The 22,453-nt window shown below is 74.3% G+C and carries 23 protein-coding genes; 16 read left to right on the top strand and 7 right to left on the bottom strand.

Annotation, left to right across the window (positions count from 1 at the left end; translation table 11 throughout):
* Window positions 1-149: 149 nt before the first annotated feature.
* The 4 genes from ACZ3TI_RS06290 to ACZ3TI_RS06275 all read left to right on the top strand — a co-directional run bounded on the left by ACZ3TI_RS06290 (window position 150) and on the right by ACZ3TI_RS06275 (window position 4,339).
* Window positions 150-803, top strand: coding sequence for a class I SAM-dependent methyltransferase (locus ACZ3TI_RS06290; protein WP_465723946.1), 654 nt, complete (start codon window positions 150-152; stop codon window positions 801-803).
* A gap of 167 nt (window positions 804-970) precedes the next feature.
* On the top strand, window positions 971-2,209 hold the full coding sequence (locus ACZ3TI_RS06285; RefSeq protein WP_465723944.1) for a hypothetical protein: 1,239 nt from the start codon (window positions 971-973) through the stop codon (window positions 2,207-2,209).
* Between the two features lie 7 nt (window positions 2,210-2,216).
* On the top strand, window positions 2,217-3,218 hold the full coding sequence (locus tag ACZ3TI_RS06280) for an N-acetylmuramoyl-L-alanine amidase (protein ID WP_465723942.1): 1,002 nt from the start codon (window positions 2,217-2,219) through the stop codon (window positions 3,216-3,218).
* 215 nt (window positions 3,219-3,433) lie between these two features.
* Window positions 3,434-4,339 carry a hypothetical protein gene (locus ACZ3TI_RS06275; protein WP_465723940.1) on the top strand — a complete coding sequence of 302 codons (906 nt, stop codon included), beginning with the start codon at window positions 3,434-3,436 and terminating at the stop codon, window positions 4,337-4,339.
* Window positions 4,340-4,423: 84 nt separating this feature from the next.
* On the opposite strand, the gene ACZ3TI_RS06270 is transcribed toward ACZ3TI_RS06275, so the two are convergent.
* The 3 genes from ACZ3TI_RS06270 to ACZ3TI_RS06260 all read right to left on the bottom strand — a co-directional run bounded on the left by ACZ3TI_RS06270 (window position 4,424) and on the right by ACZ3TI_RS06260 (window position 7,697).
* Window positions 4,424-5,485, bottom strand: a complete 1,062-nt coding sequence (locus tag ACZ3TI_RS06270; protein WP_465723938.1) for a prenyltransferase — start codon at window positions 5,483-5,485, stop codon at window positions 4,424-4,426.
* A complete protein-coding gene (locus tag ACZ3TI_RS06265; protein WP_465723936.1) occupies window positions 5,482-6,216 on the bottom strand; it encodes a class I SAM-dependent methyltransferase in 735 nt (244 codons plus the stop codon). The genes ACZ3TI_RS06270 and ACZ3TI_RS06265 overlap by 4 nt, the downstream gene beginning before the upstream one ends.
* Window positions 6,217-6,386: 170 nt before the next feature.
* The gene (locus ACZ3TI_RS06260; protein ID WP_465723934.1) at window positions 6,387-7,697 is read right to left on the bottom strand and encodes a glycosyltransferase family 4 protein; all 1,311 of its coding nucleotides are present in this window, start codon (window positions 7,695-7,697) and stop codon (window positions 6,387-6,389) included.
* 249 nt (window positions 7,698-7,946) lie between these two features.
* Between ACZ3TI_RS06260 and ACZ3TI_RS06255 the strand changes: the two genes are divergently transcribed.
* From ACZ3TI_RS06255 to ACZ3TI_RS06220, 8 genes are all read left to right on the top strand, one after another.
* Window positions 7,947-8,543: a TetR family transcriptional regulator gene (locus ACZ3TI_RS06255; RefSeq protein WP_465723932.1), complete on the top strand. Its 597-nt coding sequence runs from the start codon at window positions 7,947-7,949 to the stop codon at window positions 8,541-8,543.
* A 364-nt stretch (window positions 8,544-8,907) separates the two neighbouring features.
* A complete protein-coding gene (locus ACZ3TI_RS06250) occupies window positions 8,908-10,131 on the top strand; it encodes a prenyltransferase/squalene oxidase repeat-containing protein (protein WP_465723930.1) in 1,224 nt (407 codons plus the stop codon).
* Between the two features lie 41 nt (window positions 10,132-10,172).
* Entirely contained in the window at window positions 10,173-10,865 is a 693-nt protein-coding gene (locus ACZ3TI_RS06245) for an SCO2322 family protein (protein ID WP_465724229.1), read from the top strand.
* A 20-nt stretch (window positions 10,866-10,885) separates the two neighbouring features.
* On the top strand, window positions 10,886-11,992 hold the full coding sequence (locus ACZ3TI_RS06240) for an energy-coupling factor transporter transmembrane protein EcfT (protein ID WP_465723928.1): 1,107 nt from the start codon (window positions 10,886-10,888) through the stop codon (window positions 11,990-11,992).
* Window positions 11,989-13,680 (top strand): ABC transporter ATP-binding protein, encoded by a 1,692-nt coding sequence (locus ACZ3TI_RS06235; protein ID WP_465723926.1) that lies wholly within the window; start codon window positions 11,989-11,991, stop codon window positions 13,678-13,680. The genes ACZ3TI_RS06240 and ACZ3TI_RS06235 overlap by 4 nt, the downstream gene beginning before the upstream one ends.
* Window positions 13,677-14,525, top strand: a complete 849-nt coding sequence (locus ACZ3TI_RS06230; RefSeq protein ID WP_465723924.1) for an ECF transporter S component — start codon at window positions 13,677-13,679, stop codon at window positions 14,523-14,525. Before ACZ3TI_RS06235 ends, ACZ3TI_RS06230 begins: the two co-directional genes overlap by 4 nt.
* A 64-nt stretch (window positions 14,526-14,589) precedes the next feature.
* Window positions 14,590-15,576, top strand: coding sequence for an RICIN domain-containing protein (locus ACZ3TI_RS06225; RefSeq protein WP_465723922.1), 987 nt, complete (start codon window positions 14,590-14,592; stop codon window positions 15,574-15,576).
* Window positions 15,577-15,862: 286 nt separating this feature from the next.
* Window positions 15,863-16,246 carry a hypothetical protein gene (locus ACZ3TI_RS06220; RefSeq protein WP_465723920.1) on the top strand — a complete coding sequence of 128 codons (384 nt, stop codon included), beginning with the start codon at window positions 15,863-15,865 and terminating at the stop codon, window positions 16,244-16,246.
* 233 nt (window positions 16,247-16,479) lie between these two features.
* Here ACZ3TI_RS06220 and ACZ3TI_RS06215 read toward each other — a convergent pair whose 3' ends face one another.
* The 3 genes from ACZ3TI_RS06215 to ACZ3TI_RS06205 all read right to left on the bottom strand — a co-directional run bounded on the left by ACZ3TI_RS06215 (window position 16,480) and on the right by ACZ3TI_RS06205 (window position 18,122).
* Entirely contained in the window at window positions 16,480-16,890 is a 411-nt protein-coding gene (locus ACZ3TI_RS06215) for an NUDIX hydrolase (protein WP_465723918.1), read from the bottom strand.
* 117 nt (window positions 16,891-17,007) lie between these two features.
* Window positions 17,008-17,460: a carboxymuconolactone decarboxylase family protein gene (locus ACZ3TI_RS06210; protein WP_465723916.1), complete on the bottom strand. Its 453-nt coding sequence runs from the start codon at window positions 17,458-17,460 to the stop codon at window positions 17,008-17,010.
* The gene (locus ACZ3TI_RS06205; protein ID WP_465723914.1) at window positions 17,457-18,122 is read right to left on the bottom strand and encodes a class II aldolase/adducin family protein; all 666 of its coding nucleotides are present in this window, start codon (window positions 18,120-18,122) and stop codon (window positions 17,457-17,459) included. The genes ACZ3TI_RS06210 and ACZ3TI_RS06205 overlap by 4 nt, the downstream gene beginning before the upstream one ends.
* Before the next feature lie 126 nt (window positions 18,123-18,248).
* Here ACZ3TI_RS06205 and ACZ3TI_RS06200 point away from each other — a divergent pair, with 126 nt between their 5' ends.
* The 3 genes from ACZ3TI_RS06200 to ACZ3TI_RS06190 all read left to right on the top strand — a co-directional run bounded on the left by ACZ3TI_RS06200 (window position 18,249) and on the right by ACZ3TI_RS06190 (window position 19,938).
* Window positions 18,249-18,629, top strand: coding sequence for a MerR family transcriptional regulator (locus ACZ3TI_RS06200; protein WP_465723912.1), 381 nt, complete (start codon window positions 18,249-18,251; stop codon window positions 18,627-18,629).
* A 156-nt stretch (window positions 18,630-18,785) separates the two neighbouring features.
* A complete protein-coding gene (locus ACZ3TI_RS06195; protein WP_465723910.1) occupies window positions 18,786-19,436 on the top strand; it encodes a M15 family metallopeptidase in 651 nt (216 codons plus the stop codon).
* Between the two features lie 106 nt (window positions 19,437-19,542).
* Window positions 19,543-19,938 (top strand): VOC family protein, encoded by a 396-nt coding sequence (locus tag ACZ3TI_RS06190; RefSeq protein WP_465723908.1) that lies wholly within the window; start codon window positions 19,543-19,545, stop codon window positions 19,936-19,938.
* Window positions 19,939-20,037: 99 nt separating this feature from the next.
* Here the strand turns inward: ACZ3TI_RS06190 and ACZ3TI_RS06185 are convergent, their stop codons facing one another.
* On the bottom strand, window positions 20,038-21,114 hold the full coding sequence (locus tag ACZ3TI_RS06185; protein ID WP_465723906.1) for an NAD(P)/FAD-dependent oxidoreductase: 1,077 nt from the start codon (window positions 21,112-21,114) through the stop codon (window positions 20,038-20,040).
* Window positions 21,115-21,284: 170 nt separating this feature from the next.
* On the opposite strand from ACZ3TI_RS06185, the gene ACZ3TI_RS06180 reads away from it, so the two are divergent.
* Window positions 21,285-22,193 carry an RNA polymerase sigma-70 factor gene (locus tag ACZ3TI_RS06180; protein ID WP_465723904.1) on the top strand — a complete coding sequence of 303 codons (909 nt, stop codon included), beginning with the start codon at window positions 21,285-21,287 and terminating at the stop codon, window positions 22,191-22,193.
* Window positions 22,194-22,453: the final 260 nt, after the last annotated feature.

Genomic DNA, 22,453 nt, shown 5'->3' with positions numbered 1-22,453 from the left:
GGACGGCACGACCGGACTAGAACGCGTTCCACAACAACCGAGTGGCCGGACTGCGGCCCGCGCCGGCCGTCCCCGCCGACGCCCTCGCCGCTACCGTCGAGTAGGGTCCCCAGCACGTCCGTCCGTGAGCCGAACCCGAGGAGCACCGCATGTCCGACCTGCTGCAGAGCGCCCGTCCGGCGCCCGAGGTGCTGGCGGCGTTCGAGGCGGCCACCGGGTTCATGCCGGTGGACGAGGGGCTCGCGCTGTACGCGGCGGCGGTGGCGGCGGCCCGCGGCACCGGTCTGCCGGTGCTGGAGATCGGCACCTACTGCGGCCGGTCGGCGATCCTGCTGGCGGCGGCGGCGCGGGAGGCCGGGACGGTCGCGCTGACCGTGGACCACCACCGCGGCTCGGAGGAGCAGCAGCCCGGCTGGGAGTACCACGACCCGAGCCTGGTCGACCCCGAGGTCGGGCTGATGGACACCCTGCCCCGGTTCCGCCGCACCCTGCACGCCGCCGGGCTGGAGGAGCACGTGGTGGCGCTGGTCGGGCGCTCGCCGCGGATCGCCGCGCTGTGGGGGCGCCCGGTGGGCCTGGTGTTCATCGACGGCGGGCACACCGACGAGCACGCGACCGGCGACTACGAGGGCTGGGTGCCGCACCTGGCGCCGGAGGGCCTGCTGGTGGTGCACGACGTCTTCCCGGACCCCGCGGACGGCGGCCAGGCCCCGTACCGGGTGTACCTGCGGGCGCTCGCCGAGGGCTTCGAGGAGATCTCGGTGACCGGATCGCTGCGCGTCCTGCGCCGCACCGCCCGCTGATCCCGAGCACCCCGAGCGCCGGAGCCGCCCGCAGATCCACCGAGCCGCCCCACGGCCCCGCACCGATGCTCTAACGTCGTGCCGGGGCTGTCGGGCGGGGATTCGAACGGTACGGTGGCCGCGCAGCACCAGGCAGAGCATCGGCGGACGGTGGGGGCCAGCAGCGAATGACGGACCAGCAGAACACCGCTCCCGCGGTCTGGGACCCGACGGCGCGCGGCGGCGCCGGCGGCTGGGTGCGCGGCCCGCAGCAGCCGTCCGCCGAACCCGCCTCCGAAGCCCCCGCAGCGGACGCCGCCCCGCAGGCCCCCGTCGACCCCCGCCTCGGCGTGGTCGCCCCGCCGCCCCCGCCCGGCGCCGTCGGCGACCAGGGCCCGCCGCTGGGCGCCCGCCCGTACCTGGCCGCCGCGCCCGGCTACGACCCGCCGACCGCCCCGATCCCCCGGACCCCCACCCCGCCCCCGGCGGCTCCTCCGGCGGCCTCGCCGTTCCCCGCCCACGCGACCGGCCAGCACCAGACCGGCCAGTACCAGACCGGCCAGCACCCGGCCCCGCCGCAGGGCTACGGCTACCCCCAGCCGCCCGCCGCCCCGCCGCAGTCCCCGTACGGCGCCCAGCCCGACTATCCGACCGGCTACCCGACCGATTACCCGACCGCCTACCAGGACGAGGACCGGAGCCCGGCCAACCGCAAGGCCCCGCTGCTGATCGGCTTCGCGCTGCTCCTGGTGCTGGCGATCGGCGGCGGCCTGCTGTTCGCCGGCCGGGACGGTGGCGACAAGGGCGGCCAGGCGGCGCCGGTCCCGAGCGCCGCCCCCGCGACCGGCGCCGGCAACCCGCCGCCCGCTCCCGCCCCGACCGGCACCGACGCCGCACCGAGCGGCGCCGCGAGCGCCCCGGCCTCGCCCTCCGCCGCGCCGTCCCCGACCGCGACCGGCCCCGGGCCCAACGCCCAGGCCCAGGCGCAGGCGCTGGACGGCCTGCTGAGCGAGGGCGAGAGCGCCAAGGCCCCGATCGGCAGCGCCGTCGCCAAGGTGAGCAGCTGCCCGTCGAAGGCCGACATCGAGAGCGCGGCCCAGGTGTTCGACACCGGTGCCAACCAGCGCGCCGCCCTGCTGACCAAGCTCGCCAAACTGAGCGTCACGGACGTGCCCGGCGGTGCGGACGCACTGAACTCACTGAAATCCGCCTGGCAGTTGTCCGCCGACATCGACAAGGCGTACGCGGCCTGGGCGCGCGCCGTCGCCGCCCAGGGCTGCTCCGGCCGGGCCCCGAGCACCCCGGACAAGAAGCACGCGGACGAGCTCAACCCGCAGGCCACCCAGGCGAAGACGGACTTCATGACCAAGTGGAACCCGATCGCGAACAGCTTCGGACTGACCCCGCGCACCCAGGACAGGATCTGACCCACCCGTGACCGGCACCGCCCAGCAACCGCCCCGCCGTTCCACCCTGCTGCGCGTCACCACGGTGGTGGCCGCGGTCGTACCGCTCTGCACGGCGGGCTGGTTCGGCTGGCAGGCCCTCGACGACTCCGGCCCGGCGGGCGCCACGTCCGCCGCCTCCGCCCCCGCCACGGCGCAGGCCGCCCCCGGCGCCACCGACCCCGCCACGACGCCGCTCACCCCTCCCGTCGCACCGCCGCCCTCCGCCGAGCCCCCGGCGACCGGAGCCCCCACCGCCGCACTGCCCCAGATCCAGGCCCCGACCCAGGCCCCGACCCCGACCGCCGCCCCCGCGAGCAGCCTGGCCGGTCGCACCGTCGTCCTCGACCCCGGCCACAACCCCGGCAACTTCGCGCACTCCGCCGAGATCAACCGTCAGGTGGACATCGGCAACGCCCGCAAGGAGTGCGACACCACCGGCACCGAGACCAACGCCGGCTACACCGAGGCCGAGTACACCCTGGACGTCTCCCGCCGGGCCCGCGCCATCCTGGCCGCCCGGGGCGCCACCGTGGTGCTGGTGCAGGACGGCGACCGCCCCTGGGGCCCGTGCATCGACGAGCGCGCCAGGGCCGGTGCCGACGCGCACGCCGACGCCGCGGTCTCGGTGCACGCGGACGGCGGCCCGGCGGGCGGCAGCGGGTTCCACGTGATCATGCCCGGCAGGGTGGTGGCCGGGAAGGCGGACAACTCGGCGATCGTCGAACCCTCGCACCGGCTCGGCCTCCAGCTGCGCGAGCACTTCCGCACCGCGACCGGCGAGCCGTACGCCGACTACATCGCGGACCAGGGCCTGGACACCCGCTCCGACCTGGGCGGCCTCAACCTGTCCACCGTCCCCAAGGTGTTCATCGAGTGCGGTAACATGCGCAACTCGACGGACGCGAAGCGGATGACGGACCCTCAGTGGCGCCAGCAGGCCGCCCAGGGGATCGCCGACGCCCTGACCGCGTTCCTGACGACCCAATAGAAGAATCGAAGCCCCAGTAAGGAAGTTGACCCGCGCTTCGCGACGGACGGCGCTCCGCCCGGCCCGCGTGGTTTGCAACGACTTCGCCCCATTCCCGGTCCCGCCGTGCACCGGAAGGACGGTTGGGCCTAGGCTTCTGGTCCGTTCGGGAGTTTCGGCCGGTCAGCCCGACCGCACGAACCACCGTCCACGACACGTCAACGAGGGGAACGTTAGTGAATCTGCGCGCTCTCACCAGGGGAGACGCCGCCGTCGCAGGCGCGGCCGTCCTGCTCTTCATCGCCTCCTTCCTGCCCTACTGGACCGTGAGCTGCGCCGGCCGGTACTGCGGACCCGACGCCTCGCAGAACGCGTGGAGCACGGAGCTGTTCCCCATCCTGCCCTCGATCTACCTGCTGGGCATTGCCGCCGCGGTGCTGATCCTGGTGCAGCGCTTCCAGGGCCAGGCCGCTGCCAACCGCCAGGTGCTCGGCCTGCGGCTGGACCAGTGGGGCATCGCCTTCGCCGTCGCGGCGCTGTGGACCTCGGTCTGGTCGCTGGGCGGCGGCCCGTCCGGCGGCAGCATCAGCCACGGCTTCGGCGCCTGGCTCGGCTTCATCTCGCTGATCGTGCTGGCCGGTGCGGCCGCCGCGAGCCCGCTGGTGCCGGCGCTGAAGGCCCCGCTGGTCTCCGACCGCCCGGCCGCCCCGTACCAGGGCGGCTTCCCGGGCCAGCCCGGCCACCCGGGTGCGCCCGGTCAGGGCCAGTACGGCTACCCGGCCCCGGCCCCGGCCCCGGGCCAGGACCCGGCGTTCGGCGCCCAGGCGGGCTACGGCTACCCGGCCGCCGGCCAGCCGACCCCGGCCCCGCAGCCGCAGGACGCCGCCGTCCCGGCCCCGCAGCCGACCCCGGCCGCGCAGCAGCCGGCCGCCCCGGCGGGGGACTTCCAGCCGTTCTGGTTCGCCGTCCCGGCGCCGCGTCAGCTGGCCCCGAAGGACAACCCGGCCGGCGCCCCGATCGGCGAGGTCGTGCCCGGCACCTGGTACCTGGCCGTCGAGCAGCGCGGCACCGCGCTGGTCGCGCAGCTGGCGGACGGCACGCAGGGCGTGCTGGCCGACACCGCGGGCATCCAGCGCGGCTGACGTCCTCGGACGCAGGCAGGCACGCGGAAGGGGCGGGACCGGTTCTCCGGTCCCGCCCCTTCCGCGTGCTCGCCGTACCCGCTCTCAGCAGCAGTCCTGGACCACCAGCCCGGCGGGCAGCTGGTCCCCGCCGAAGACCGCGACCGTCGCCGGGTCCCCGCCGAGCGCGGCCACCGCGAGCAGCAGCGCCCCGGCCGTCCAGGTGGTGCGCTCCTCCGGCCAGATCGCGTCGTCCTCGAAGACGTACCCGGTCCAGTACGAGCCGTCCTCGTGCCGCAGGTGCTTCTGGATCCAGCGCAGGATGTCCACCGCGCGGTCGGACTGCCCGATCGCCCAGAGCGCGAGGGCCAGTTCGGCGCTCTCGCCGCCGGTCACCCACGGGCGGTCGCTGACGCAGCGCACGCCGAGGCCGGGGACGACGAAGCGCTCCCAGTCCCGTTCGATCCGCTCCACCGCCGCGTCGCCGCGCAGGCCGGTGCCGAGCACCGGGTAGTACCAGTCCATCGAGTAGCGGTCCTTGTCCAGGAACCGCTCGGGGTGGTGGGCGATGGCGTGCCGCAGCCGCCCGGCCGCGAGCTCCCAGTCGGGCTGCGGCTCCTCCAGGTAGTCGGCGATGGCCAGGCCGCAGCGCAGCGCGTGCAGGATGCTGGACGAGCCGGTGAGCAGCGCCTCGCCGGTGGCGGCGCCGTCCTCGTCGACCCGCCAGGCGATCGGGCCGCCGGGCAGCCGCAGCGAGACGATGAAGTCCAGGGCCCGCCGGACGACCGGCCAGATCCACTCCAGGAAGGCGTCGTCGCCGGTGCTGAGGTGGTGGTGCCAGACCCCGACCGCCACGTAGGCGCAGAAGTTGCTCTCCTTGGCCCGGTCGGTGACCACGCCGTCGGTGTAGGCGGCGTACCAGGAGCCGTCCGCGTTCTGGGTGGCGGCGAGCCAGCGGTAGGCGGCCTCGGCGGCGGCGTGCTCGCCGGCCGTGTCGAGGGCCATCGCGGCCTCGGTGTGGTCCCAGGGGTCCAGGTGGTGGCCGGCGAACCACGGTATGGCGCCGTCGGGGCGCTGCTCGGCCAGGATGCTGCGGACGGTGTCGGCGGCCTGCGCGGCGTCGAGCACCCCGTCGAGGAGCAGCACCTCGGGGACGGCGGCGGTCATGCCTTCGCCCGCTGGGGCTTCGAGGCGTACGCGACGAAGCTCTTGCCGATGACCGGGTTGAGCGCCCGCTCGGCGGCCTTGGTGAGGGTGCTGATCACCGGGGTTCCGACGATGTCCCAGACCAGCAGCTGGTGGTAGGCCTTGACCGGCAGCGCCTTGTCGTTGTTCACGCCGACCGCGCACTTGATCCACCAGTACGGCGAGTGCAGCGCGTGCGCATGGTGGGTGCCGTACGGTTCCAGGCCGGCGTCCTTGAGCTTGCCGAGCAGTTCGTCGCCCCGGTAGATGCGGATGTGGCCGCCCTCGACCTCGTGGTACTCGTCGGACAGCGCCCAGCAGATCTTCTCGGGCAGCCAGCGCGGCACGGTGACGGCGAGCAGGCCGCCCGGCTTGAGGACCCGGAACATCTCGTTGAGCACGCCCTTGTCGTCGGGGATGTGCTCCATCACCTCGGAGATGATGATCTTGTCGAAGTACTCGTCCTCGAACGGCAGCGCCAGCGCGTTGCCCTCCATCGCGACCGCCGACGCGCCCTCGGGGGCCTCACCGGCCTGTTCCATCGCCGCGAACCACTTCTGGACCTCGGCGATCTCCTCGGCGTTCTGGTCGAGGGCGATCACGTTGGCGCCGCGGCGGTAGCACTCGAACGCGTGCCGGCCCCCGCCGCAGCCCAGGTCGAGCACCCGGTCGCCGGGGGCGAGCGGGAAGCGCGAGAAATCGACGGTCAGCACTGCAGGACTCCCATTCCTATTGCCAGCAAGCGTCCTTGACGCTTCGTCACGCTTCGTTCCGCGCCGGCGCGAGCCGACGCGCGGTGCCACACCCTGCCACGCGCCGCCGCCCCGGAGGGCGGCGGGTCCGTGTCGGCGCACCCGGGCCGGCGTACGGGGCCGGCCCCGGTTCAGGCCACGTACCGCCAGCCGGGCCCGGAGCGGGCCCGGGCGCCGGCGCCGGTGGCGATCGCCGCGCGGTAGGCCTCGGCGGTCAGTTCGGCGGCGCGCTCCCAGGTGAACCGGGCCAGCACCCGCTCCCGCCCGGCGGCGCCCAGCTCGGCGCGCAGCCGCGGGTCGTCCAGCAGCCGGCCGAGCGCGGCGGCCAGTGCGTCCGCCTCGCCGGGCGGCACCGTCAGGCAGGTCTCGCCGTCCGGTCCGGCCACCTCGGGGATCGCCCCGCCGGTGGTGGCGACCAGCGGGGTGCCGGTGGCCATCGCCTCGGCGGCGGGCAGCGAGAAGCCCTCGTACAGCGACGGGACGCAGGCCACCTCGGCCGAGCGGTAGAGGTCGACCAGCTCCTGGTCGGTCAGGCCGCTGCGGAACTCGATGTGCTCCGCCAGCCCGAAGCGGCGCACCGCCTCGGCCACCGGACCGTCCTCCTTCTGCGGCTTGCCGACCACCACCAGGTGGGCGTCCCGCTCGGTGCGGACCTTGGCGAGCGCCTCGACCAGGTACACCAGGCCCTTCAGCGGGACGTCCGCGCTGGAGGTGGTGACGATCCGGCCGGGCACCCGCCCGATCTCCGCCGAGGGCGACCAGAGCCGGGTGTCGGCGCCGATCGGGACCACCGAGATCGCGCCGGGCGCGGCGCCCAGGTGCTCGGCGATCTCGCGCTGCGAGGTGCCGGAGACGGTGATCACGTGGTCGAGCCGGGCGGCAACCCGGCGCTGCATCCGGGTGAAGGCGTACCAGCGGCGCAGCGAGAGCCGCTTGAGCCGGGTGGTGGCCGCGTCCAGCTCCAGCTGCCGGTCCACGGTGATCGGGTGGTGGATCGTGGTGACCAGCGGGAAGCCGTGCCGGGCCAGGCCCAGCAGGCCGTAGCCGAGGGTCTGGTTGTCGTGCACCACGTCGTAGCGGCCCTTGTGGGCAGCCAGGTAGCGGCGGGCGCGCAGCGAGAAGGTCAGCGGCTCGGGGAAGCCGCCGGTGCGCATGGTGGCGAACTCCAGCACGTCCACCGGGCCGCGGAACTCACCGCGGTCGGGGGTGCGGAACGGGTCGCCGGCGCGGTAGAGGTCCAGGCTGGGCAGCTCGACCAGGCGCACCGAGCCGGGGCCCTCGACCTCGTCCAGCACCGGGTAGGGCTGGGCCCCGATCACGTCCACGTGGTGGCCGAGCCTGGCCAGCTCACGGGAGAGGTGCCGTACGTACACGCCCTGACCGCCGCAGAAGGGGTCCCCGCGGTACGACAGCAGGGCAATCCGCAGCGGCTGCGCGGTCATCCTGGGCCCTCATCTCTAGCTGCTATCTGTGCTGCCGGTCGCTAAAGTAGATCAGGTTTCAGTGGCTGTGGAACTCGTCATCGACCACGTGAACAATGAGAGACCTCGAAGATACCGGCCCGTAGCTTTTCCTCAGGAGCCAGGGCTGGTGATTCCCGCCACGCCGACCCTTGCCGACCTGTGGAGCACACCGCCACTCTCGCCAGCCCGGGAGCACCCTTGCCGCCGTCCACCGAGCCCCTGACCCCGATGCCCGTCGCACCCCGGCCCGGTGAGCTGCCGCTGACCACCAGCCAGGCCGAGCGGCGCCGGCGGATCCTGCGGGCCGCCACCGCGCTGGCCGCCCGGGGCGGGTACGAGGCGGTGCAGATGCGGGAGGTCGCGGAGAGCGCGCAGGTGGCGCTGGGCACGCTGTACCGGTACTTCCCGTCCAAGGTGCACCTGCTGGTCGCGGTGATGCTGGAACAGCTCCAGGGCCTGCACGAACACATCCGGCGGCACCCGCCGGCCGACGCGGAACCGGCGCTGCGGGTCGCCGACACGCTCACCCGGGCCTTCCACGCGCTGCAGCGCGAGCCGCTGCTGGCGGAGGCGATGGTCCGGGCGCTGTCCTTCGCGGACCGCTCGGTCGGCGCCGAGGTGGACCAGGTCAGCGTGGCCACCGGGCAGCTCATCCTGGACGCGATCGGCCAGTCCGGGCCGCCCAGCGAGAGCCAGCGCGCGGCGGTGCGGGTGATCGAGCACACCTGGCACTCGGCGCTCGTCGCCTGGCTCTCCGGGCGCGCCTCGATCGCCGAGGTCCGGGCCGACCTGCACACGGCGGCGCGACTGCTCACGCTGCCGTGAGTGCCGGCTCGACCCCGCTGCCGCGATGGCCGCGGCGGCCGTCATGGCCACGCCTACTGGAACCTGTTCCTGCCGCGGCCGGCCGGTCGGTGCGGTCCGCCGGTTAGAGTCGTCGGGCGACACAACTCCATCCCGCTCCTCCCTCGGGGGAAGCCGGTGCGAATCCGGCGCTGACCCCGCAACCGTGAGCCCGGCGCCGCCCCCGGCCGTCCGGACGAGTCGGACCGCCCGGGGAGGGGCGAGCGGCCGGCCCGGACGCACTCGACGCACGCACCCCGTGCGGCGCACGCGCCCGGCACCGTCGAGGACTACGGACACGGCCCCACCCGGGCCACCACCGCTCACCGAAAGGCACACCCGGACCATGCACACCGCCGCCCGCCTGGGCGCCGCCGCCCTGTCCGCCGCCCTGCTGGCCGGCGTCGCCGCCGGACCGGCCCTCGCCGACAGCCCCGCGCCGACCCCCGTCACCGTCCCCGAGGGCCTGTACGGAAAGGGCGACCCGACGTTCGACGGCGTCTGGCGGCAGTCGCTGGCGCTCACCGCGCTCAAGGCGGTCAAGGTCGTCCCGGCCGACTCGGCGGTCGGCTGGCTCACCGGCCAGCAGTGCCAGGACGGCGGCTGGCCCTCCTACCGGGCGGCCGGCGCGGCCTGCGACCCCAAGACCGAGGACAGCAACGCCACCGCCCTCGCCATCCAGGCCCTGGTCGCCCTCGGCGGGCACCAGGACGCCGTCGACAAGGGCGTGAACTGGCTCAAGGCCAACCAGACCACCGACGGCGGCTGGAGCTACAACCCCGGCGGTCTCAGCGACGCCAACTCCACCGGGCTCGCCGTGAGCGCGCTGTTCGCCGCCGAGGCGGACCCGGCCGGCGTCGCCAAGGCCGGCACGAACGCCCTCGACGGCCTCCTGCCCTTCCAGCTCGGCTGCGCGGCCCGCCCCGAGGAGCGCGGCTCCTTCGCCTACCAGCTCTCCGGCAGCTCCATCGGGCCCAACGCCCTGGCCAGCGCCCAGGGCGCGCTCGCCGCCGCGGGCGGCCACCTGCCGGTCGCCGGCTCGGTGCACGCCGACGCCGCACCCAAGGCCCTCGACTGCACCAAGGGCAGCGCCGTCCCGCGCACGCTCGACGGCGAGGCGGCCGGCGCCTACCTCACCGCCCAGCTCGCGGCGAACGGCAACCACCTCATGGTCCCCACCCCGGGCGCCGACCCCAAGCCCGACTACACCGCCACCGCCTGGGCGGCCCTCTCCCTGATCCAGGGCGGCCACCCGCAGCAGGCCGCCGGCGCCGTCGAGTGGCTCACCAAGGAGGGCGTCTCCTGGACCAAGAACGGCACCGACCCCGCCGCCACCGCCACCCTGCTGCTGGTCACCCAGGCCGCCCAGCGCGACACCGCCGCCCTGACCGGCGAGCTCACCGCCCTCGGCCCCACCCCCAAGGGCACCGACTCCTCGGACGAGGCCACCCCGGCGGAGAAGAAGAACGACGGCTTCGGCCAGTACTGGCTGATCATCGTCGGCCTCCTGATCGGCATCGGCGGCGGCCTGCTCCTCAGCCTCCAGCGCAAGCGCAACCCCAACCTGTGACGCCTCCGATCCGCCGGCGCCGGCGTCTCTGCGCAGTGCTCCTGCCGCCGGTCGGGGCACTGCCGGCGGTCGGGGCGCTGCCGGCGGTCGGGGCGCTGCTGGCGGTCGGGGCGCTGCTGGTGACCGTGGCCGCTACGCCCGCGCAGGCGGCCGGGTACCGGTACTGGTCGTTCTGGCGCGGTGCCGAGGGCGGCGGCTGGGCGTACCAGCAGCAGGGTCCGGCGATCGCCGTCCCGCCGGACGGGGCCGTGGACGGGTGGCGGTTCGCGGTGAGCCCGGACGGCGGGCAGGAGGCCGCGAAGCCGCGCACCGGCGGGAGCTTCGCGGACGTCTGCGCGCAGACTCCCGCACAGGAAGGGCACAAGCGGGTGGCCGTCGTGCTGGACTTCGGCACCGCCGAGGACGCCGGGTCGGGCGGCGCGGCCGTACCCGAGCCGCGGACGGCGTGCGCCAGTGTCGCGCCGCGGGCCACCTCGGCGGAGGTGCTGGCCGCCGTCGCGCCGCCGCTGCGGTACGACACCAACGGGCTGCTGTGCGCCATCGCCGGGTACCCGAAGGCGGGCTGCGCCGACCAGGCCGGTGCGGCGGGCGCCGCCCAGCCTGCCGCCGGCGCCGCGTCCGCCGCCGGCCACGGCGGCGGACCGGACGTCGGGCTGATCGCCGGTGGCGCGCTGGTCGCCGCCCTCGCCGGCGGCGCCGTCTGGCAGGCGCGCCGGCGCCGCAGCAACCCGTGAACCCACTCAGGAAAGCATCCGTGAGCAGCACCGCCCGTAGCACCCGACCGCCCACCGGGCCCCGCCAACTGCACCCCGGGGCCTGGTGGTTGTGGGCACTCGGGCTGGGCGCGGCGGCGACCCGCACCACCAACCCGGCGGTCCTGCTGCTGCTCGCCGCCGTCGCCGGGTACGTGGTCGCGGCCCGGCGCGGCGACGCGCCCTGGTCGCGGTCGTACGGGGCGTTCCTGCGGCTGGGCCTGCTGGTGCTCGGCATCCGGCTGGTGTTCGCGGTCTTCCTCGGCTCGCCGGTCCCCGGCACCCACGTGCTGTTCACGCTGCCCGAACTGCCGCTGCCCGCCTGGGCGCAGGGCGTGCGGTTCGGCGGCCCGGTCAGCCTCGAAGGCCTGCTCGCCGCACTGTACGACGGGCTGCGCCTGGCCACTCTGCTGATCTGCGTCGGCGCCGCCAACTCCCTCGCCAGCCCGGCCCGGCTGCTGCGCACCCTGCCCGGCGCGCTCTACGAGGCGGGCGTGGCCGTGGTGGTGGCGATGACCTTCGCACCGAACCTGGTCGCCGACGTCCGCCGGCTGCGCGCCGCACGGCGCCTGCGCGGTCGGACGGACCGGGGCGTCGCCGCCGTGCTGAGCGTCGGACTGCCGGTGCTGGAGGGCGCGTTGGAGCGGTCCGTCGCGCTGGCCGCCGCGATGGACACCCGCGGCTTCGGCCGCACCGCCGACGTCCCGCGCCGACTCGCCCGGGCGACCGCCGCACTCACCCTGGCCGGGCTGCTCGGGGTCTGCCTGGCCGCGTACGGACTGCTGACCGCCGGCGGCACCGGCTGGGCGCTGCCGGTCCTGTCGCTCGGCCTGGCCGCCGCCTTCGCGGGGCTGCTGCTCGGTGGCCGACGGTCCGTCAGAACGCGCTACCGGCCCGATCCTTGGGCACTGCCCGAGTGGCTGACCGCGGGCTCCGGCGCCGCCGTGGCAGCCCTCACCACCTACCTGGCCGCGCAGGACCCCGCCGCCTTCGCCCCCACCGTCGTCCCGCCGACCGTCCCCACGCTGCCGCTGGCCGCCGTCCTGACCGTCCTGCTCGGCCTGGTACCGGCGTTCGCCGCCCCGACCCCGCCCCGGAGGGCATCGTGATCACCTTCGAGCAGGTCTCCGTCCGGTACGAGGACTCCGCCGCACCCGCCCTGGACGGGGTGGACCTCACCGTCCCCGAGGGCGAACTCTGCCTGCTGGTGGGCCCGTCGGGCTCCGGCAAGTCCACCCTGCTGGGGACCGTCAGCGGCCTGGTACCGCACTTCACCGGCGGCGTGCTGCACGGCCGCGTCACCGTCGGCGGCCGGGACACCCGCGAACACCGGCCGCGCGAACTCGCCGACCTGGTCGGCACGGTGGGGCAGGACCCGCTCGCGCACTTCGTCACCGACACCGTCGAGGACGAACTCGCCTACGGCATGGAGTCCTTGGGCCTGCCGGGCGACGTGATGCGCCGCCGGGTCGAGGAGACCCTCGACCTGCTCGGCCTCGCCGACCTGCGCGACCGCGCGCTGGGGTCGCTCTCCGGCGGACAGCAACAGCGCGTCGCGATCGGCTCCGTGCTCACCGTGCACCCGCGGGTGCTGGTCCTGGACGAGCCGACCTCGGCCCTCGACCCCGGCGCCGCCGAGGAGGTGCTGGCCGTCCTGCAGCGGCTGGTGCACGACCTCGGCACCACCGTACTGATGGCCGAGCACCGGCTGGAGCGCGTCGTCCAGTACGCCGACCAGGTGCTGCTGCTGACCCCGGGCGCGCCCCCGGTGCTGGGCGAGCCCGCCGAGGTCATGGCGCACTCCCCGGTGCACCCGCCCGTCGTCGGCCTCGGCCGGCTCGCCGGCTGGCGGCCGCTGCCGCTGTCGGTGCGCGACGCGCGGCGCAAGGCGGGGCCGCTGCGGGAGCGTCTCGACGGGCGGGTGCCCGGTGGCGCGTCCGGCGGTGCGCCCGGTGGTGCGCCTGGCGGTGCGCCCGGTGGCGCGCCCGGCGGTGCGCCTGGCGGTGCGCCCGCGACGGCCGTTGAGCAGACCGCCGCCGGTGGCCCCATCGCCGTCGCCGACCGCCTCGCCGTACGGCGCGGCCCGGTGCAGGCGCTGCGCGGGGTGGACCTCGCGCTGCGCCCCGGCGAGATCACCGCCCTGATGGGCCGCAACGGCGCCGGCAAGTCCACCCTGCTGGGCAGCCTGGTCGGCCTGCACGCCCCCGCCTCCGGCAGCGTCCGGGTCGGCGGGCGCGTCCCGCACCGCACCCGCCCCGCCGAGCTGATCCGCGAGGTCGGCCTCGTCCCGCAGGACCCGCGCGATCTGCTGTACGGCGAGTCCGTCGTCGCCGAGTGCGCGGCGGCGGACGCGGACGCGGGCGCCGTCGCGGGCACCTGCCGCGCCCTGGTCGAGCGCCTGCTGCCCGGCATCGCCGACACCGCCCACCCCCGCGACCTCTCCGAGGGCCAGCGGCTCACCCTCGCGCTCGCCGTCGTCCTCACCGCCCGACCCCCGCTGCTGCTGCTCGACGAGCCAACCCGAGGCCTGGACTACGCCGCCAAGGCCCGGCTCGTGGAGATCCTGCGCGGACTCGCCGCCGAGAGGCACGCCGTGCTGCTGGCGACGCACGACGTCGAACTGGCCGCCGAACTCGCCCACCGCACGGCGATCCTGGCCGAGGGCGAGATCGTCGCGGACGGGCCGACGGCGGAGGTCGTGGTCTCCTCCCCCGCCTTCGCCCCGCAGGTCGCCAAGGTGCTGGCGCCGGGGCCCTGGCTCACCGTCGGGCAGGTCGCGGAGGCTCTGGACGCATGAGCCGACCTGTCCCGCGCCGACCGATCCCTCTTGGCCGCCGGTCCGTTGCGGCGCTGTCGATGGTCTCGTCGGTCGGCGTCGCCGCCTTCGGCTGGCCGCTGCTCGCCTCGACCCGCTCGGCGCTGGTGGGCCACTCCACCGACGCGCCCTGGCTGTTCGCGCTCCTCCTCCCGCTCCTGCTCGCCGTCGTCATCGCGCAGATCTCCGAGGGGCGCGAGGCGGGCGGCGGCGCGCCCGGGCTGGACGCCAAGTCCGTCGCGCTGCTGGGCGTCCTGGCGGCGGCGGGCGCGGCACTGCGCCCGCTCGGCGCCGGGACGGCGGGCCTGGAGCCGATGTTCTTCCTGATGGTGCTGTCCGGGCGGGTGCTCGGACCCGGCTTCGGCTTCGTCCTGGGCTCGTTGTCGATGTTCGCGTCCGCGCTGCTCACGGGCGGGGTCGGGCCGTGGCTGCCGTTCCAGATGCTCGCGATGGGCTGGGTCTGCCTCGGCGCCGGGCTGCTGCCCGGCTCCTCCTCCCTGCGGGGACGCCGCGAACTGCTGCTGCTGGCGGGGTACGGCGCTCTCGCTTCCGTCCTCTACGGCACGATCATGAACCTGCAGGGCTGGCCGTACATCGGCGGGCTGGCGGGCTCCGTCTCCTTCGTCCCCGGCGACCCGGTGGGCGCCAACCTGGTCCGCTTCGCCGCTTACTGCCTGACCACGTCGCTGGGTTGGGACCTGCCCCGGGCCGCGCTGACCGTCGTCTTGTGCCTCACCCTCGGCACCCCCGTCCTGCGCGCCCTGCGCCGCGCCACCCGACGGGCCGCCTTCGACGCACCGGTGGGCTTCCGGCCGCCGGAAGGGTGAACTGCCGTAGCTGTGGCGTGCCGTACGCCGCCGACCGGCCGGTTCGTCCACGATCACCGCGACCGTGATCCGAACCCTCGCCCGTACGGGCACCGTGGCCGCGCTCTCCCTCACCCTCGCCGTCGCCCTCGCCTCCCCCGCCGCCGCCGTCACCTTCATCGGCCGCGACGTCCCCACCACCGTCACCATCGCGCCCGGCCGGACCGGCGCCGTCCCGTGGACGTACCAGAACACCGGCGGCGCCGGCCTGCTCCCGCCGTCCGGCATGACCGCCGTCTTCACCGCCCCGGGCGACACCACCTTCCCGGCCCAGTCCACCGTGCCGACCGAGTACAGCGGCGACGGATCCAGCTGGGGCTCCAACAACGTCGGACTGCGGGGCTGCGCCCTCAGCAACGGGAACCGGACACTCACCTGCGAGGGCTACGGCCGCAACGGCGGCAACAGCGGCTGGCCCGCCAACGGCTACTTCCGCTTCTCCCCGCAGGTCACCGTCGACCCGTACGCCCCGGCCGGCACCACCCTGCCCCGGGGCAACGGCAGCTTCCGCTACAACCGCCCCGACAGCGGCACGCTCTACACCATCGACAACGGCACCCTCAACGTCGCCACCCCACCCCGCACTTCGAACGCCAAGTGCCTGGACGTCGGCGGCACCCGCTTCAACGCCGACAACGTCCGGATCCGGGACTGCCTGGAGAGCACCAACCAGCGCTTCGTCCTGGAGGACGGGAGGGTGAAGGTCGCCGACACCGCCGGCACCGCGACGGAGATGTGCCTCGACGCCGACTTCACGGACACCGACGGCGACCTCGTCCGCATCTGGGCCTGCGAGTACACCCACGCGGCCCGCGCCAACCAGACCTGGCTGCTCAGGGGCGGCGCCTTCGTACTGCAGCGGACCGTCGGCAGTGGCGGCGAGAAGTGCATCGACGTCGGGTCGTACCGCACCAACGGCCACAACGTGTTCCTGTACGGCTGCGACGCCACCAACCCCAACCAGCTGTTCCGCGTCGAGGACGGCCACCTCAAGGTCCGCGACACCCTCTGAGGCCCTCCGTTTGCAGGGTGAACACCTGTACGTTGCAGCAGAACGGAGTTCCCCAGGTGTCCGACGCATCCGATGTGTTCGACCAGGACGACGAGGACGAGGCGTCCTGGATCGTCGCGGTCTGCCCCGTCACGCCCGAACTGGCAGAGCAGATCGCCGGAATGGCGGAACTCGACTGGGAGGACCCCGAGCCCACCGAGAAGGCGATGCTCGCCGCCGGCTGGCGCTCGACCGGCGGTTACCTGGCGATCTCAACGAGAAGGCCTACACGCCTGCCGGACACCTCGTGCACGGCGACGACCGCTTCGCCATGCCGTTCGCGTACGAGTACTGGATCCACCCCGACGGGGCGTGGACGGAGGACTTCTGGGGAGAGCAGGACGGCTGGCGGAGCCTCGTCGATCCGTCGGCCGGGACCTTCACCGCCCAACTGGACACCGCGGCCGACCAGTTCGCGGCGCTGATCGGCCCGCCCGACCACGACGTCACGCACGAGAGCCACCGCTGGCGCTACCGGATCTGGCGCCGGGGCGACAACATCCTCGTCGTCGCCCCGGGCCTGGACGGCTTCTCGTACCAGTTCGAGCACGCCTACGTCCAGATCCGATCCCTACCTGCGGACGCACCGCTCCCGCCCGTCACCGAGCTGCCGGACTTCCTCATGTGGTGAGCACCGCCGACACGGGGTGTTGGCGCACCGCCGGGGCTTTCTCTTGCCCGCGCACCGAGCGCCCCAACAGGAACGCCGGGCACCGCAATATTCACCGTAGCGCGCTAACTGATCGTCAAACTCGCACTCCCATCACCCATTCGGGCGGCGCAAGCGCACACACCCCCGCGCGCCCCGGCAGTGCGCGGGCTGAAGGCACTGCCGTCTCAGGCCGGACGGCAGAAGCTTCCGACTCAGGGGGCAATCAGCTTGCGAACCGCATCGCTGACCTCAGGCAATCCGTTCGGGAGCGCCCACTGGTGGGCGTCGTGCTCGGCGAGGACGATCGGCTCTGTCTTCTCCACGGTGACTGCGAAGTTGAACTGACGCGTGGTTCCGCCACGGCTGTTGACGTAGTCGAAGTGCCCGAGGTAGCCGGTGACCTGCTCGATGACCAGCCCGGTCTCCTCGGTGGTCTCGCGGTGAAGGGCGTCCAGGATGGCCTCGCCACCCTCGACCTTTCCGGAAGGGATCTCCCACATCCCGCCCATGAAGTCGTCCGGCTTTCGCCGCACGAACAGGATCCGACCGTCGTGCTTGATCACGGCGGCCGCAACGAAACCCGTAACGTCGGCCGCTTCGGCCGCGGCCACCAGGGCGGCCACGAACTCGGGAGAAATGACGGTCACAGCAGCTCCTCGTGATGGTCGCTGATCTTGAAAGCCGCGCGAACGTACTGCTCGGCCAGTTCGAGATCCTGCTCACGATGCCAGACCGGGAGCTCAGGCCTCTGCGTCCTCCTCGGCGCGCAGGAGTTCGCCGATGATCTCGATGCCGAGCGCATAGGCGGGCGTGCCGGAGGTGATGAGGGCGGTTTCGGCCACGCCGGCGAGGTCGGTGAGGTCGGCGCCCGCGTGGAGGGCTCCGCGGGCGTGGATCCGGGCGGGGCCCGGGCGGCCGAGGGCCAGCAGCTGGCCGAAGTGGACGAGTTGTTGGACGCGCGCGCCGAGCGGGTTGTCGGTCAGCACGATGTGCCGCAGGGTCATGAACGCCTCCTCCGTGTGGAGTCGGCCGAGGGTCCGGGCCACGTGCAGCCGGTCCTCCGCTCCGTGCGGGACGGCGCCCAGCGTCGAGCGGTAGCGAGCCCGCAGGGCCTCGGCGCGCTGGGCTTCGGAGCGCTGGGCTTCGGAGCGCTCCGCGAGGTCGTCGTCGTTCATACGGTCGTCGTCGCTCATGAGGCAACCCGGGCCATCGACGCGCGGACGGCCTCCAGGGCGCCGTCGGGGAAGTCCACGGCGCCGCCGAGGGCCCGTGCCGCGAGCTCCGCCTCGGCGCTCTCCTCGATCGCCACCACGAGGCGGGTGGCGGCCTGCGCGTCGGCGCCGAACACCAGCAGACCGTGGTTGGCCAGCAGGACCGCGGCCGTCGTCGGGCGGCGCTCCAGGACCTCGGCGACGCCCCGGACCGAGACGTCCGATCCGCGCGGCCCCCAGGGCACCACCGGCACGTCCTCGGCCTGCCCGAAGCGGAGCATCGGCTCGGTGCGGCACGGCAGCGGTCGGTGGGCGACCGCGAAGGCCGTCGCGGCCGGCGAGTGGGTGTGGATCACCGCGCCCACCTGCGGGCGGGCGCGGTAGACGATGCTGTGCATGGCGATGATCTCGGCCCCGGCGGCCTGCAGTTCGCCGTCCAGGACCTTTCCGTCGAGGTCGAGGGTCGCCAGCTGCTCGGCCCGCAGGTCCCGCACCCACCCCGGGGAGAGCAGGAAGCGCCCTCCGTCGAGCCGCACGCTCAGGTTGGCGTGACCGGAGTGCGACATCACTCCCGCGACGAAGAGCTGCCTGGCAGCCTCGACGAGCTGGTGAGCCGGGTCGTTCAGTTCGGGGGTGTCTTTCATCGCAAGCCTCTCCACGTCTCCTGGCCGGGGCCGCTGTCGCGCCGCCGGTCCGCGTAACCGAAGCCTCCGACTTGAACTAAGGTTCAAGTCAAGCGTCCGCGTGGGAGTCGGGGGAATGGCGTGCTTATGACGATCGGCCGGCTCGCCCAGCTCACCGGCGTGCCCGCCTCCGCCATCCGGTTCTGGGAGCGCCACGGCCTGCTGCCGGCACCCGAACGCCAGAGCGGGCAGCGCCGCTATCCGCCGGAGGCCGTCGAGCGGATCGTGCTGCTGCGCAAGTGCCAGCAGGCCGGGCTGACCCTCGCCCAGATCAGGGAGTTCCAGCAGGAGCAGCCGCGCAGAGCGGCCATGATCCGGACCAAGCTCACCGAGATCGAGCAGCTCATGGTCGACCTCGACCACGCCCGGCAGCTGCTCGCGCACGCCCTGCAGTGCAGCCAGCAGGACATCCTCGCCTGCGCCAAATTCCGCGAGCAGATGGCGACTTGGCGCCGACCTGCCCCGTAGCGCCGACAACCCGGCCGGCACGGGCCACCCCGGAGGTCCGCCGGCTGCGAGGCACCGGCCGCTCCTCCCGCGTCGGAACCCGCGAGCCTCACAACCGCGTCCACCTCAAGGAACGCAGACGAACCAGAGGGCTTCCCGCCGCCCGAGGAGGCGCAGTTGAGCGAGATCATCCTGATGTCCGACCCGCAGGTGGCCGCCGTCGCGGTCCGGGACTGCGGCGAGCGGCTCCTGGACGTACGGGGCGGGAGCGGCCTGCTGGTGGACGAGCGCAAGCAGGACGGCACCGGCGCGTTCGCGCATCTGCGGTCCGCTGTCCTCGACCGGCTGCTCGACGCCCAGTCACGGATGCCGGACGGCCTGCGGCTGCTGTTCGTGGAGGGCTACCGGCCGCCGGAGCTCCAGGGCCGCTACTTCGACGAGTACGCCGCCGAGTTGAGGGCCGCGAACCCCGACTGGCCGGACGACCGGCTCAGGTCGGCGACCAGCCGTTACGTGTCGCCGCCGGAGATCGCGCCGCACAGCGCCGGTGCCGCGGTCGACCTGACCCTCGTCGACGCGGACGGCCGCGAACTGGACCTCGGCACCAGGGTCAACGCCGGCCCGGAGGAGAGCGCCGGGGCCTGCTACACCGACGCCGACGGCATCGGCGCGCGGGCCCGCGCCAACCGGCGCCTGCTCGGCAGCGTCCTGACCGGCGCCGGGCTCGTCAACTACCCCACCGAGTGGTGGCATTGGTCGTACGGGGACCGCTACTGGGCGCTGGCCACCGGCGCGCCGGCCGCCCTGTACGGGCCCGAGCGACTGTAGGCCCGGCGCCGCCGGTCCTCCGCCCTGCGACGTAGGACCGGCTCGGCCGGGCTAGGGGTCCTGCGCCCGATGCCTGAATGATCGACAGATCACTACCTTGATCCACATGGAGATTCCCGAGCACTACAAGCACACCGTCATCCCGCACATCATGGTCGACGGGGCCGCCGAGGCCATCGCCTTCTACACCGCCGCCTTCGGTGCGACCGAGCACCTGCGGCTCGCGGGCGAGGACGGGCGGATCATGCACGCCGAGATCAAGGTGCACGGCGCCACCCTCATGCTCGGTGACGCCGACGCCCCGTTCGTTGCGCCCGGCGCCGGCGGACCGTCCGTCGCCCTGCACGTGTACGTCCCGGACGTGGACGGGCTGACGGCCCAGGCCGTGGCCGCGGGTGCCGAGCTCCTCTCGGCGCCGGCGGACATGTTCTACGGCGCCCGGCAGTCGATGCTGCGCGACCCGTTCGGGCACGTGTGGATCTTCCTGACGCCCCTCGCGTGATTCCCGGTCACGCACCCGCGCCCCCGGTGCGGCGCCCGTTCCGCGGTCACGCACCCGCGCCCCGGGCGCCCGATCCGCGGTCACGCACCCGCGCCCCGGTCAGGCACCCGTCCCCGTCCGGGCGCCGTACTTGCCGCCACGGGAGGCGAGCTCCTTGATCATGGCGCCGGTGCGCCCGCTGACGTGCGAGCGCCGCAGGGTGTCGTCGCGGTGGGTGAACTGGCCGACGGCGTTCCTGCGGCCGAGGGTGACGGCCCGGCCGACGTAGCGCGGGACGTACGGCGCGGGGGTGCGGCCGGCGATCAGGCGGGCCATGGTGTCGACCGCGTGGGCGGCCTGCGGGCCGGCGAGGGCGCAGGCGAAGCGGGCACCGGGGATGGCGGCGCAGTCGCCGACGGCGAAGATCCGCTCGTCGTCGACGCTGCGCAGCGACGCGTCGACGACCGCCCGTCCGTCCGCGTCGACGGTGAGACCGCTGCGCTCCGCGAGGTCGGGGACTCCGGACACGATCGCCCACAGGGTGAGGTCGGAGAGGAGGGACACGCCCGACCGCAGGTGAACGGCTCCGCCGCCCGCCCCCGTCACACCGTCGTCGACGATCTCCACCCGCAGCTGCTCCAGCCCGTCCCGCACCTTGCGGTACGCCCGGTCCGAGAAGGTCGAGGCGACCGCCGACCCGACGATCCGCACCGTCAGGTCCGGCCTCGCCTCCGCCACCTCGGACGCCGTCTCGATCCCCGTCGCGCCGCCGCCGACGACCGTCACGACGCTGCCCGCCGCGAGGCCGGCGAGCGCGGTACGGGCCTGCTCCGCGCCCTCCCAGGTGCCGACCGGGACGGTGCCCGGCAGCGGCCGCACCGTGCTGCCCACGGCGAGGAACGCCCAGTCGAAGGAGAGGCTGCTGCCGTCGCCGAGGACGACGCGGCCGTCGGCGATCCGCTCGACGGCGCCGACCCGCAGCGCGACCCCCTCCCGGAGCATCGACGCGATCGGCGTCGTGGCGACGGCGGTCCCGGCGATCTGCTGGTGCAGCCGCACGCGCTCCACGAAGTCGGGGCGCGGGTTGACCACCGTGACCTCGGCGGCCCTCACCCTCCTGGCGACCTTGTTCGCGGCGTACATGCCCGCGTACCCGGCGCCCACCACGACCACCTTCATCTCGGGAACTCTCGTCATCTCGGCCTCCCTGCCGGTGTGATGTTCGAACTGGTCGGCAAGGAGATGCCGACGGTCCGGACTCTGTGACACCCGTCGCGACGTGACGCAGGTCACTCGGCTCGGCATGTCACGGATCGGCGGGCTCCGGCGTCCTGTGGGAGGCACCGCCGACCCTGAAGGAGGCACCCATGAACAGCGAGGACGAGGACGGCCGCCGTCCCGACCCGGCCACCGAGGCGTTCGTCGCCCATCGCAACCTGCTGTTCACCGTCGCCTACGAGATGCTCGGGTCGGCGGTGGACGCCGAGGACGTCCTGCAGGAGACCTGGCTGCGCTGGGCGGGCGTCGACCTCACCACCGTGCGCGACCACCGCGCGTACCTGGTCCGGATCACCACCCGGCAGGCGCTCGGCCGGCTGCGCACCCTCGGCCGGCGCAAGGAGTCGTACGTCGGCCCGTGGCTGCCCGAACCGCTGCTCACCTCCCCCGACGTGGCCGACCAGGTCGAGCTGGCCGACAGCATCTCGATGGCGATGCTGCTCGTCCTGGAGACCCTCACCCCCACCGAGCGGGCGGTGTTCGTGCTGCGCGAGGTGTTCGACCTCGGGTACGACGAGATCGCCGAGGCCGTCGACAAGACGCCGGTCGCCGTCCGCCAGATCGCCCACCGGGCGCGCGCGCACGTCGCGGCACGCCGTCCGCGCGGCGCCGTCTCGGCGGAGGAGGCGCGGGCGGCAATCGCCGCCTTCCAGCGGGCGGTCGAGACGGGCGACCTGCGCGACCTGCTCGACCTCCTCGCGCCGGACGTCGTCGCCATGAGCGACGGCGGCGGCGTCAAGACGGCCATGCCGCGACCCACCGTCGGGTCCGAGCAGGTGGCCCGGCTGCTCGCCACCGGCGTGGCGCTGTGGGGCCCGGTGGCGACGACCGAGCCGACCCAGGTCAATGGGCACCCGGCGCTGATCCTGCGGATCGACGGGGAGATCGACCTGGTGGTGGCGATGCGGCTGGACGAGGGGCGGATCACCGGCATCTACTCGGTGCGCAACCCGGAGAAGCTGACGCACATGGAGCGCGAGACGGCGGTGAGCCTCTGACCGGTCGGCCTCCGATCGGTCCGCCTCCGACCAGTCCGCCTCATCGGTCCGCCTCCGATCGGTCCGCCTCCGACCAGTCCGCCTCATCGGTCGACCCCCGATCGGTCCGCCTCCGACCAGTCCGCCTCCGATCGATCGGCTCCCGATCGGTCCGCCTGCGAGCCTCCGGGCCTGGCCGCCGATTCCCTCGTGCACCGGTGCACCACCATCCGGGTTTCCCGACCGCATGCACATGGCGCCCCCGTACGCTGTCCCGCAAC

This window comes from Kitasatospora sp. NPDC023120 (assembly GCF_055560835.1).
Note: the sequence above shows the minus strand (reverse complement) of the source record. Positions and strands in the feature narration are given on the sequence as shown.

Excerpts from the sequence above, each read along its gene's own strand:
- ACZ3TI_RS06290 (WP_465723946.1), top strand. The coding sequence starts at position 150 with ATGTCCGACCTGCTGCAGAGCGCCCGTCCGGCGCCCGAGGTGCTGGCG.
- ACZ3TI_RS06285 (WP_465723944.1), top strand. The coding sequence starts at position 971 with ATGACGGACCAGCAGAACACCGCTCCCGCGGTCTGGGACCCGACGGCG.
- ACZ3TI_RS06270 (WP_465723938.1), bottom strand. The coding sequence starts at position 5,485 with ATGACCGCCGCCGTCCCCGAGGTGCTGCTCCTCGACGGGGTGCTCGAC.
- ACZ3TI_RS06260 (WP_465723934.1), bottom strand. The coding sequence starts at position 7,697 with ATGACCGCGCAGCCGCTGCGGATTGCCCTGCTGTCGTACCGCGGGGAC.
- ACZ3TI_RS06255 (WP_465723932.1), top strand. The coding sequence starts at position 7,947 with ATGCCCGTCGCACCCCGGCCCGGTGAGCTGCCGCTGACCACCAGCCAG.
- ACZ3TI_RS06250 (WP_465723930.1), top strand. The coding sequence starts at position 8,908 with ATGCACACCGCCGCCCGCCTGGGCGCCGCCGCCCTGTCCGCCGCCCTG.
- ACZ3TI_RS06230 (WP_465723924.1), top strand. The coding sequence starts at position 13,677 with ATGAGCCGACCTGTCCCGCGCCGACCGATCCCTCTTGGCCGCCGGTCC.
- ACZ3TI_RS06210 (WP_465723916.1), bottom strand. The coding sequence starts at position 17,460 with ATGAGCGACGACGACCGTATGAACGACGACGACCTCGCGGAGCGCTCC.
- ACZ3TI_RS06205 (WP_465723914.1), bottom strand. The coding sequence starts at position 18,122 with ATGAAAGACACCCCCGAACTGAACGACCCGGCTCACCAGCTCGTCGAG.
- ACZ3TI_RS06200 (WP_465723912.1), top strand. The coding sequence starts at position 18,249 with ATGACGATCGGCCGGCTCGCCCAGCTCACCGGCGTGCCCGCCTCCGCC.
- ACZ3TI_RS06190 (WP_465723908.1), top strand. The coding sequence starts at position 19,543 with ATGGAGATTCCCGAGCACTACAAGCACACCGTCATCCCGCACATCATG.
- ACZ3TI_RS06185 (WP_465723906.1), bottom strand. The coding sequence starts at position 21,114 with ATGACGAGAGTTCCCGAGATGAAGGTGGTCGTGGTGGGCGCCGGGTAC.
- ACZ3TI_RS06180 (WP_465723904.1), top strand. The coding sequence starts at position 21,285 with ATGAACAGCGAGGACGAGGACGGCCGCCGTCCCGACCCGGCCACCGAG.